This is a genomic window from Streptomyces sp. NPDC056480 (assembly GCF_042795405.1).
Taxonomy (GTDB): domain Bacteria; phylum Actinomycetota; class Actinomycetes; order Streptomycetales; family Streptomycetaceae; genus Streptomyces.
In genome coordinates this window covers 1-10,314 of sequence record NZ_JBHTSA010000190.1, presented here as the reverse complement: position 1 = coordinate 10,314, position 10,314 = coordinate 1, and the positions used below count along the sequence as shown (strand labels likewise).

The window sequence follows — 10,314 nt, the reverse complement described above, 5'->3', positions numbered from 1 at the left end:
CCAGTCGCCTACCCGCCGGGCTCGTTCCCCCCCCCCCCCCCACTCCCGTTCTCGCCGCCGGGGGCGCCCCCCGCCGCCGCGGCCGCCCCGGGCGGGCCCCCCCTCCCGCCGGCCGGGCGGGGGCCCCGCCCTTTAGCTCAGCCCTTCGGCTCAGCTCGGCTCACGCCGTCGGTTCAGCCCTTCGGCAGCTCACCGCGCGCCGGCGCGGACGCCTTGGCGAGCACCGCCGAGACCCCGAGGACCGTCCCGGCCCGGCCCGCCGAGGTGGTCTCGGTGAGGACGGTGCGCTCACCGAGGAACTCCGACGTCCCCCGGTCGAAGATCCACTGCGTCTGCTCGCCGTGGGCGGTACGGGCCACGGCGACGCCCTCACGACCCGCCGCGTCCTTCGCGGACGGCAGGAGGGTCACCCCGGGGATCCGCGCCGCCGCCCCGTACAGCGCGGCGGTGACCTTCGGCGGCGCCCAGGTCTCGGCGAGCAGCGTCCCGATCGCGGTGAACGCCCGCTGGTCGGCGTCGCCCTCTCCCGCACGCGTCTGGTCCCGGATCAGGCGCAGCAGCGCGTCCGGATCCGTCGGGAGCGTCGCCACGTAGGTCTGGGTCGGGTTCGTGACGGAGGGCGCCGCCGTCGCGAGGGCGGTCTTCCGGGGCGTCGCCCCGGGACCGTCCAGCTCGTAGACGGGCAGCTCGACCCCGAGTTCGGTGTCGGCGGCTCCGGGCTCACGCAGCAGCCCCGGGCGGCTGCCGTCGACGGAGAGCCACACCTCGCGCTGGTGCGCGGCCGGCAGCGTGGCCGGACCGCCGGCCGCGTCGCGCCCCGCGTGGGCGACCAGGCTCCTGACGTAGACGTACCCGCCGGGCCGGGCGTCCGGCGCGGGAGCGGCCGCGGCGGCCAGCGCGGCACCGGACAGGAAGCGCACGGCCTCAGGGGCGGGATGCGCCGAGACGCGGCCCGGAGACCCGGTGGGTCCCTCCTGGGGCGCGAGCACGACGGCACCGGCCACGACCGCGCAGGCGGCGACGGGCGCGGCGATCCAGCCGAGCCGCAGCCCGCCGCGCGACCGGCGCACACGAGGCTGGTGGGCCACGGCGCCGTCACCCGAGGCGAGGGCGGCCCGCAGGACGGTGTGCCGCAGCTCGCGGTCCCGCTCCGGCGCGAGCTCGGGCACCGGCGGCGGGGGCAGCAGCTCGGCGAGCTCGGTGCGCAGCAGGGCGTCCGCGTTCGCGTCGGCCTTGCGGTGATGCGGCGTACGAGGGGCGAAGGCGTTCATGCCTGGTTCTCCGGGATCGATCGGGGCACGAGGGCAGGACGGACGGTGGTCGGTGCCGCATCGGCTCGGCTCACGGCATCGGGCGCGGTGGCTCGGCTCACGGCACGGGGGGAGGCGGCGGGGCGCGCGGCTTCGGATCCTGCGGCCGGGCACATCGCCCCGGAGGCGGTGGCCGTACGGGGACGGGTGCCCCCGGGGGGCCCGGCGGCCGGTCTCACGACTCCGCCGGGCGACCGCACCGCGGCCGCCGCCGCGCGCTCCTCCCGGCGCGCCGTCCGCAGTTCGGCGTCGGCGAGCTTCCGGAGCCGTTCGCGGGCCCGCGACAACCGGGACCGCACCGTCCCGACCGGGACCCCCAACGCCTCCCCGGCTGCCGCGTAGTCGAGTCCGGCCCACACGACGAGCGTGAAGACCTCCCGCTCGCGCCGCCGGAGCTTGCCGAGCGCGGCGCGGGCGGCCCGTATCTGCTCCCCGTCCGTCATCCGGGCGAGGACGTCGTCGGCGAAGTCCGGCAGGACGCCCCGCTCGGGCATCCGGGCCAGCGCCGCGTCCCGCCGCCGTGCCTCGCGGGCGGATCCGCGCATGATGTTGGTCGCGATGCCGAGCAGCCAGGGGCGCAGACTGCCGCCCTCGGCGTGCACCTTCCCGCGACAGCGCCAGGCCTCGAGGAACGCGGCGGAGACGACGTCCTCGGCCGCCGCCCGGTCCCCGCACACCCGGAAGGCGTAGTGGTAGAGCACGCGTGCGTGCTCGTCGTACGCCTCCCCGAGCGCGGCGGGATCCCCGGCGCGGAAACGATCTCTCATAGGTGATTCCACACAAGGCACTGGGCGAAGGTTCGTCCGGGTTCCCGTGACCCCCGCCACACCGCGCACCGGCCCTGCCCAAGGCGTGCGCCGATGTGGCCCAGGTCACGGGAACGCCTGGCCCGCGACGCGCAGTGCTGTGCATGAACGATTCCTCGACACTCAGCGGTACGCCCCGGGGCGCGACCCGCCGCACGGCCCTCCGCACCCTGGCCGTGGCCGCCGTACTCGCGAGCACCACCCTCACCGCCCTGCCCCCGACGGCGACCGCCTCGGCCGCGGCACCGGAGACGTACACGCTGACCATCCGTCATCTCGATCGCGCGGGCGCCGCCACCGGCGACTACCGGACGAACGTCACCGGCATCTCGGGCCCCGGTGCCGACGCCTCCGCCACGCCCTACGACGCGTCCGGCACGGTCACCGTCCGCCTGCCCAAGGGCCGCTACCTGCTCGACTCCACCCTCACCGGCGCCGACAAGGACAAGGCCACCGGAACCGACTGGGTCGTCCAGCCCCGCCTGGACCTCGACCACGACACGACGGTCACCGTCGACGCCCGTACGACCGAGCCCGTGGACGTCCGCCCGCCGGAGTCCGACGCCCGGTACCTGCACAGCATGGCGTACGTCGAGGCCACCCACGCGGGCACGACCCGTTCCGCGAACATCATGATGTCGAGCGCGGACCTGCGCGTGGCCCACCTCGGCCCCGCCGCCGAGTCCGGCTCCGTCAAGGAGTGGATCGACACCTACTGGTCCGGCGCCCGCGCCGACTACGCGCTCGGCTATGTCTTCACCTCGTCGCGCGCCCTGACCGGCCTCGTCCGCCACCCCGCCACCACCTCCCTCGCCACCGTCAAGGTCCGCGGAGCCGCCCCGCAGGGCGCGACCGGAAGCGGGTTCGTCGACATCCAGCCCAGCGCCGGCCCCACCGTCGGCCTCGCCCGGCCCCTCCCGCTGCCCGGCACCGCGACCTTCCTCGTCACGCCGGAACGCGGCCTCTGGGACGTCGGTCACGCCGGACCCGCGGCCCCCGAGACCCCGCCCAACCGCTACTCCGCCGACCGAATCGCGGTACGCGCGGGTGCCACCACCACCCACACCTTCGACAACGCCGTCTTCGGCCCAACGCTCGACACGGCACCCGGCGCCCGCCCCGCCGGCGTCCGCGACGGCGACCGGATCGCCCTCGACATCCCGCTGCTCGCCGACGGTGAGGGCCACGCCCCGTCCGCCCCGCGCTTCGACGGCGCCACCACCACACTCCACCGCGACGGGGTCCTGATCGGCACCAGTCAGGGCCACCCCGGCCGCGCCACGTTCACCACCACCCCCGGACGCGCCTCCTACCGGCTGACCGCCACCGCGACCCGCGGCGCGGGCACGGCGGCACGCGGACGCGTCACCGCCGCCTGGACCTTCACCTCGGCCGCCGCGGCCGTCCCCGCCGCCCTGCCCCTCAGCACCGTCCGCTTCGCCCCGTCCCTCGACCTCGACGGCACCGCCCCGTCGGGGACCCCGGTGCGCGTACCGGTCATCGTCCGGGGTGCGGCCGCCGAGACCGGAGTCCGTTCCCTCACCGTGTCCCTGTCGACGGACGACGGCACCACCTGGACCCGCGTCCCCGTCGTGAATGGCCAGGCGGGCTTCCGTACCCCCGGCCCCGGCGGGTCCGTCTCGCTGCGCGCCGAACTCACCGACACCCGGGGCAACACCCTCACCCAGACCCTGACGAACGCCTACCGGACGCGATGACCTGACGAGAGGCATTCCGAGCGCTCCGGGAAGGGACGACCCTCCCCGGAGCGCTCACGCACGCCCGCCGCCGGCCACCCCCTGAGGCCACCTGCCGCGGCGAACCCCCGGACGGTGTCAACCGCCGTACGTCGCCTGCGCGTCCCCGAGGACCTCCGCGAAGTCCGCCGCCAGACGCGGTGCGTCCTCCGTCGCGAGCGTCGACGCGGTGATCCGCACGGCCGGCGGGGCGGCGATCCGGAACCGTGCCCCCGCGGCCACCCACCAGCCCTGCGTCCGCAGCCCGTTGACGACCGCCGACTCGTCCCGCACCGGCACCCACACGTTCAGCCCGCTCGCCCCGACCGCCCGGATCCGGTACGCCCGGAGCGCGTCGATCAGGGCCGCGCGCCGCTCCGCGTACGCCGCCTCGCCGTCGGCCACCAGCGCGCGTACCGCTCCGTCGCGGAAGAGGCCGACCACCGTCTCCTGGAGGACGTGACTGACCCATCCCGAGGTCATCAGCATCCGTCCGTCGTGCCTCCCGAGCGTGATCCCGTCGCATGCCACCCCGGCCCAGCGCAGGTCGATCCCGAGGTGCTTCGACACGGTCCGCACCTGCGCCCACCGGTCGAGCCCGGCCGCCGCCAGCGTGTGCGCCGGGGCCCCGCCGATGTCCGCGTTGTGGTCGTCCTCCACGACGAGCACCTCGGGGAAGTCCCGGAGAACAGCCACCAGTTCGTCCCGTCGGGACCGGGTGAAGAACGCCCCGGTCGGACACTGTCCGCGGGGACTGCACACCACGGCGCGCACCCCGCTCCGCAGCGCCGCCCGCAGCGACTCCGGTTCGAGCCCCTCGCCGTCCACGGCCACCGGGACCAACCGCATGCCCAACGCGGGGACCAGGTCGAGGAGATGGTGGAAGCCGGGATCCTCCACGGCCACCGCGTCACCCGGCCGCAGCTCCGTCGAGAGGAGCCGGGCGATGCAGTCGAGTGCCCCGTGCGCGAAGGTCACGTGCCGCGCGGGGACTCCGTCCCGCTCGAACCACTGCCGGGTCGCCTCCTCGAGCGCCGCCGTGCGGGGCGCGGCGCGGTGGGACCCGTACCCCGGGGCGACCGTCGCCGGTGGACGCAGTACGGGGAGGAAGTGCGGGTCCGGGTGGCCGCCGGCGAGGTCCACAAGGCCTTCCGGTACGCGCGGCGGACGCCGGGAGGCCACCGACGGCACCTCCGCGACGACCGTCCCGCCCCGGCCCCGCGTGACGATCAGGCCGCGCTGCCGCAGCTCCTTGTAGGCCGTCGCGACCGTCCCCGGGCTCACCCCCAGGTCGTCGGCGAGCCGCCGCACGGGCGGCAGGGCGTCACCGGGGGAGAGTGCGCCCTCGGCGACGCCCCGCTCCACGGACGCGGCAATCCCCTTGGCCGTCGTGCCTTCGATCGAATATTGTGCTGCCACGTAATCAAGTATGTATCAATACAAAGCAGTTCGCAAGGGGGACCCGTTGAGCCGCACCACCCACTCCACCCGAACAGCCCTCAAAGCCCGCATCCCCGGCGGCCGGGACGGCCGCCGCATGCTCGTCATCGGCTTCATCGACAAATGCGGCACCGGCCTCTGGTCCACGGCCATGGCCCTCTACTTCACCTTCGTCACCGGCCTCGACCTCGGCCAGGTCGGTCTCCTCATCGCCGTCTCCGGCGCCGCCGGCATCGCAGGCGCCCCCCTCGGCGGCCGGCTCGCCGACCGCTTCCCCCTCGTCCGCGTCATCATCTGCACCCAACTCCTCCGCGCCGCGGCCCTCCTCGCCCTCCTCACCACCGACGACTACCTGCTGCTCGTCCTCTTCTCGGCCGTCGGCGCCCTCCCCGACCGCGCCACCAACGTCCTCACCAAGCTCTACGCCGCCCGGGTCGCCGGCCCCGACCGGGTCCGGTACCAGGCCATCAACCGCACCACCTCCAACATCGGCTGGACCCTGGGCGGCCTCGGCGCGGCGGCGGCCCTCGCCGTCGGCACCACCACCGCCTTCCACCTCCTCCTCGTCGGAGACGCCGTCTCCTACCTCGTGATGGCCGCGCTCACCCTCCGCTGCGCCGAACCCCCGGCCCCCGTCACCTCCCGGATCGCCGCCGCCTCCACCGACGCCACCCCCATGGCCAAGCCCTCCAACCCCTGGCGCGACCGGGGCTTCCTCGGCTTCACCGCGGCGGACTCGGTCTTCTTCCTCCACGACTCGATCCTCCAGGTCGCCCTGCCCCTCTGGATCGTCCACGCCACCGACGCCCCCGTCGGCCTCGCCCCGCTCCTGATGGTCGCCAACAGCGCCCTCGTCGTGATCTTCCAGGTCCCGCTCTCGCGCTTCGGCTCCTCCACCGAAGCCGCCCGCCGCCTGCTCACGCCCCTCGCGGTCCTCTTCGCCGTCGGCACGCTCGCCCTGGCCGTCTCCGCCCTCGGCGGCCGGACCCTGGCCATCGCCGCCCTGATCACCGCGGCCGTCGTCCTCACCTTCGCCGAGATGATCCACACCATCGCGTCCTGGGAGATCTCCGTCGCCCTCGCCCCCGACGACGCCCAGGGCGCCTACCTCGGCGTCCACGGCCTCGCCCAGTCCACCCAGCGCTTCGTCGGCCCCCTCCTCATGACGGCCCTCGTCTCCGCCGGCCCCCTGGCCTGGCCCTTCCTCGGCGCCGCGCTCGTCGCCACCAGCGCCGCCCAGAACCGCCTCGTCCGCCGACGCCTCCCCGAACCGTCACTGTCAGTGGCGAAGGTTACGGTGAGTGAGCACTGATCGGACCGCATTCCAGGGGGAGACATGACACGGACCGGCACCACCCCAGCGAACCTCCGCCGCGCCCTGCGCCGCGAAGTCCCCAGCACCGTCGGCCTCCTCGCCGACGAGCACGACTTCACGGCCATGCGCAGGTACCGCACCTTCGCCTTCGACGACCACACCACCTACCTCCGCCAGGTCGAGGCCCTCCTCAGGACCCTCGCCACCCAGGGCGGCCACACCACCGTCACCCTCTTCGACCCCGAGGAGTACGCGGCCTACTGCGCCGAAACCGCCCTCGACCCCGACCACCCCACCAGCCGCAGCCGCTTCACCGCCCACCTCGCCGCCACCGGCGCCCGGGTCACCTACACCGGGCAGCCCCTCAGCACCCTCCTCCCCGAACTGGTCGACACCGCCGTCCGCCACGCCACCTGGGAGTACGCCACCACCGTCCTCGCCACCGCCGGCGACTGCGCCACCTGCGGAAAGGACATCGGCAGGGCCGCCTTCGAGCGCGCCTCCCGGCTCCTCGCCCGACTCCTCGACGCCGCCGGCCCCGGCACCCACCACCTCGTCTGCAGCGTCCCGGCCGCCGACGACCAGCTCCTCGCCGTCCTCCACGCCGACGGCACCACCACTCCCACGGCCGTCGAGGACGGCGCAGCCGCCGAGTTCACCGCCGTCCTCGCCGCGGGCATCCTCCTCGGAGCACCCGGCGGACTCGTCCTGCGCACCACCACTCCCGGCGCCCGCGACCGACTCCACGGCTGGCGCCTCACCGGCGGCACCCTCACCCCCCTCACCGAGGCCGAGGTCTTCGCCGCCTACTGCACCGACGCCCGCACCGGAGAACCCCTCTCCCCGGAACCGGGCGTCGACCACCGGGCCGGCTTCCCCGTCACCCCCGACCCCGACGACGACTGGACCACCCACCACTGAGCCCGCACACGACGAAGGGGCTCCCCGCCACCTCGGTGACGGAAAGCCCCTTCGTCGAGCACCCCGGGAATCACTCCCCGGACAGCACCGCCTGCGCGGCCACACGCGCCTCGTGCGCCGTGTCCGCGGCACGCGCCGCGGCCGCGGCCCGCTCGCACTGCGCCAGCGTGTACTTGGCCAGCGTCGCCCGCACGTACGGAATCGAGGCAGCACCCATGGAGAGGGAGGTGACACCCAGACCGGTCAGCACACAGGCGAGCAGCGGGTCGGCGGCGGCCTCGCCACAGACACCACAGCTCTTGCCCTCGGCCTTCGCCGCCTCGGCGGACAGCGCCACCAGGTCGAGCAGCGCGGGCTGCCACGGGTCCTGGAGCCGCGACACCGCACCGACCTGACGGTCGGCCGCGAAGGTGTACTGCGCCAGGTCGTTGGTGCCCAGCGAAAGGAACTCGACCTCCTGGAGGATCGAGCGCGCCCGCAGCGCGGCCGAGGGAATCTCGACCATCGCACCGAACTTCGCCCGCAGCCCCGCCTCACGGCACGCGTCGGCGAAGGCCTTCGCGTCCGTACGGTCGGCCACCATCGGCGCCATGACCTCGAGGTACACCGGCAGCCCCTCGGCCGCCTTCGCCAGCGCGGTCAGCTGGGTCCGCAGCACCTCCGGGTGCTCCAGGAGCGACCGCAGACCCCGCACACCGAGCGCGGGGTTCGGCTCGTCCACCGGAGTCAGGAAGTCCAGCGGCTTGTCCGCACCGGCGTCGAGCACCCGCACGACCACACGGCCCTCGGGGAACGCCTCGAGCACCTTGCGGTACGCCTCGACCTGCTTCTCCTCGGACGGAGCCTTCTCGCTGTCGTCGAGGAAGAGGAACTCCGTACGGAACAGACCGACACCCTCGGCACCGGCCTCCACCGCCGCCGGCACGTCTGCCGGACCACCGACGTTGGCGAGCAGCGGCACCTTGTGACCGTCCGAGGTGGCGCCCGGACCGCTGGACGTCGCCAGCGCGGCCTTGCGCGCGGCGGCGGCCTTGGTCAGCTCCGCCTTCTTCTCCTCGCTCGGGTCCACGAAGATCTCACCGGTCGAACCGTCGACCGCGATCATCGTGCCCTCGGCGAGCTCGCCCGCCCCCGGCAGCGCGACGATGGCCGGGACACCCAGCGCCCGCGCGAGGATCGCGCTGTGGCTGGTCGGCCCGCCCTCCTCGGTCACGAACCCGAGCACCAGCGTGGGGTCGAGCAGTGCCGTGTCGGCGGGCGCCAGGTCCCGCGCGATCAGGACGTACGGCTCGTCGCTGTCCGGAACACCCGGCATCGGTACACCGAGGAGGCGCGCCACGATCCGGTTCCGCACGTCGTCGAGGTCGGCGACCCGCCCGGCCATGTACTCACCGGCACCGGCGAGCAGCTCGCGATAGTGCGAGAAGGCGTCGTAGATACCGCGCTCGGCCGTGCTGCCCACGGCGATACGGCGGTCCACATCGGCGATGAGCTCCGGGTCCTGGGCGATCATCGCCTGGGCCTCGAGCACGTGCTGGGCCTCGCCGCCGGCCAGGTTGCCGCGCGCATTGAGGTCGGCGGCGACAGCCTCGACGGCCTGACGGGCGCGCCCCTGTTCGCGCTCCGCCTCGTCCGCCGGAATCTGCTTGGCCGGCGGCTCGAGAACCGCCGTGCCCATGTGCCGGACCTCGCCGATCGCCACACCGTGGCTGACGCCGACGCCTCGCAGCGTTGTCTCCATCTCACCCGTCTCCGATAGAGCGGCGGCACGTGCCGCCGCGTTGAATGTCGAACTCGCGGTCGTCACGGGGACGATCCGGCTCAGCTCCAGCCGAAGAGCTGGTCGCCGGCCTTCACGTCGCCGTCCTCGACGACGTGGGAGAGCGAGTCCGCAGTGGCCTCGAGGGCCACGATGGGACAGATGGGGGACTTGCCGGCGGCCTCGACCGCGGCGGGGTCCCAGCGCACGACGGCCTGGCCGCGCTGGACGGTGTCGCCCTTGTTCACGAGGAGCTCGAAGCCCTCCCCGTTGAGCTGAACGGTGTCGATGCCGAGGTGGGTCAGCACACCGTGGCCCTCACCGTCGACGACGACGAAGGCGTGCGGGTGCATGGAGACGATGACCCCGTCGATGGGGGAGACGGCCTCCGAGGGCTCACGTACGGGATCGATGGCGGTGCCGGGCCCGACCATCGCACCGGAGAAGACCGGGTCGGGAACTGCGGCGAGACCGATGGCGCGTCCGGCAAGCGGCGACGTCACGGTTGTCATGGGAAGCCTCCCAGGGGCGGAGATTGTGTGGCGCCGTCACTACCTGTCCTGGACGGCGTACTGTTCAGAAGCGTAAGTCATAAGAAGTCCCAGTTCCGCACGAGACGTACCAGTTGGGCGGAGCTAGGGACTACCGGAAACGATTTGCCTCAGCTGACGGTGGGATGTACTGTCGTACTCCTGCCTGACCCCAACGCGGCCTTGAGTCGCGGGTCGGCAGCACCTATCAAGCCAGATCCTAACCCCAGTGGTCTACACCTCTGCATGCTCGCAGGGACGTGGTCAGGGGGACCGAGAAAGCCTGGTAATGTTCAACCCCGCCGGGAACGGAAAGCACGAAAGTGAATTCCTGACCGGTGAACCCGCTCCAGCGGGTGGCGGAAACGAGAAATCGGGTCTGCTAAGCTGGAAACACGAAATACCGAAGGGAAGCCCGGAGGAAAGCCCGAGAGGGTGAGTACAAAGGAAGCGTCCGTTCCTTGAGAACTCAACAGCGTGCCAAAAATCAACGCCAG

The 10,314-nt window shown here is 73.6% G+C and carries 9 protein-coding genes; 3 read left to right on the top strand and 6 right to left on the bottom strand.

What is annotated here, in order from left to right:
- Positions 1 to 173: 173 nt before the first annotated feature.
- Both ACFQ79_RS38945 and ACFQ79_RS38940 read right to left on the bottom strand, forming a co-directional pair.
- Positions 174 to 1,271 (bottom strand): CU044_5270 family protein, encoded by a 1,098-nt coding sequence (locus tag ACFQ79_RS38945; protein WP_383592692.1) that lies wholly within the window; start codon positions 1,269 to 1,271, stop codon positions 174 to 176.
- Positions 1,268 to 2,077 (bottom strand): RNA polymerase sigma factor, encoded by an 810-nt coding sequence (locus ACFQ79_RS38940; RefSeq protein ID WP_383592690.1) that lies wholly within the window; start codon positions 2,075 to 2,077, stop codon positions 1,268 to 1,270. The genes ACFQ79_RS38945 and ACFQ79_RS38940 overlap by 4 nt, the downstream gene beginning before the upstream one ends.
- A gap of 143 nt (positions 2,078 to 2,220) precedes the next feature.
- Here ACFQ79_RS38940 and ACFQ79_RS38935 point away from each other — a divergent pair, with 143 nt between their 5' ends.
- Positions 2,221 to 3,834 carry a serine protease gene (locus tag ACFQ79_RS38935; protein WP_383592687.1) on the top strand — a complete coding sequence of 538 codons (1,614 nt, stop codon included), beginning with the start codon at positions 2,221 to 2,223 and terminating at the stop codon, positions 3,832 to 3,834.
- A gap of 117 nt (positions 3,835 to 3,951) precedes the next feature.
- Here the strand turns inward: ACFQ79_RS38935 and ACFQ79_RS38930 are convergent, their stop codons facing one another.
- Positions 3,952 to 5,271, bottom strand: a complete 1,320-nt coding sequence (locus ACFQ79_RS38930; RefSeq protein ID WP_383592684.1) for an aminotransferase class I/II-fold pyridoxal phosphate-dependent enzyme — start codon at positions 5,269 to 5,271, stop codon at positions 3,952 to 3,954.
- Positions 5,272 to 5,317: 46 nt separating this feature from the next.
- Between ACFQ79_RS38930 and ACFQ79_RS38925 the strand changes: the two genes are divergently transcribed.
- Together ACFQ79_RS38925 and ACFQ79_RS38920 are read left to right on the top strand one after the other, a co-directional pair.
- Positions 5,318 to 6,604: an MFS transporter gene (locus tag ACFQ79_RS38925; protein ID WP_383592681.1), complete on the top strand. Its 1,287-nt coding sequence runs from the start codon at positions 5,318 to 5,320 to the stop codon at positions 6,602 to 6,604.
- A gap of 24 nt (positions 6,605 to 6,628) precedes the next feature.
- Positions 6,629 to 7,528, top strand: coding sequence for a hypothetical protein (locus ACFQ79_RS38920; protein WP_383592678.1), 900 nt, complete (start codon positions 6,629 to 6,631; stop codon positions 7,526 to 7,528).
- A 70-nt stretch (positions 7,529 to 7,598) separates the two neighbouring features.
- Here ACFQ79_RS38920 and ptsP read toward each other — a convergent pair whose 3' ends face one another.
- From ptsP to ACFQ79_RS38905, 3 genes are all read right to left on the bottom strand, one after another.
- Positions 7,599 to 9,269 carry a phosphoenolpyruvate--protein phosphotransferase gene (ptsP, locus tag ACFQ79_RS38915; RefSeq protein ID WP_383592675.1) on the bottom strand — a complete coding sequence of 557 codons (1,671 nt, stop codon included), beginning with the start codon at positions 9,267 to 9,269 and terminating at the stop codon, positions 7,599 to 7,601.
- Between the two features lie 80 nt (positions 9,270 to 9,349).
- Positions 9,350 to 9,799 carry a PTS glucose transporter subunit IIA gene (locus tag ACFQ79_RS38910; protein WP_030326712.1) on the bottom strand — a complete coding sequence of 150 codons (450 nt, stop codon included), beginning with the start codon at positions 9,797 to 9,799 and terminating at the stop codon, positions 9,350 to 9,352.
- 311 nt (positions 9,800 to 10,110) lie between these two features.
- A partial coding sequence (locus ACFQ79_RS38905) for a hypothetical protein (RefSeq protein WP_383592672.1) occupies positions 10,111 to 10,314 on the bottom strand: 204 nt, incomplete at its 5' end.

Excerpts from the sequence above, each read along its gene's own strand:
- ACFQ79_RS38940 (WP_383592690.1), bottom strand. The coding sequence starts at position 2,077 with ATGAGAGATCGTTTCCGCGCCGGGGATCCCGCCGCGCTCGGGGAGGCG.
- ACFQ79_RS38910 (WP_030326712.1), bottom strand. The coding sequence starts at position 9,799 with ATGACAACCGTGACGTCGCCGCTTGCCGGACGCGCCATCGGTCTCGCC.
- ACFQ79_RS38945 (WP_383592692.1), bottom strand. The coding sequence starts at position 1,271 with ATGAACGCCTTCGCCCCTCGTACGCCGCATCACCGCAAGGCCGACGCG.
- ptsP (WP_383592675.1), bottom strand. The coding sequence starts at position 9,269 with ATGGAGACAACGCTGCGAGGCGTCGGCGTCAGCCACGGTGTGGCGATC.
- ACFQ79_RS38920 (WP_383592678.1), top strand. The coding sequence starts at position 6,629 with ATGACACGGACCGGCACCACCCCAGCGAACCTCCGCCGCGCCCTGCGC.
- ACFQ79_RS38935 (WP_383592687.1), top strand. The coding sequence starts at position 2,221 with ATGAACGATTCCTCGACACTCAGCGGTACGCCCCGGGGCGCGACCCGC.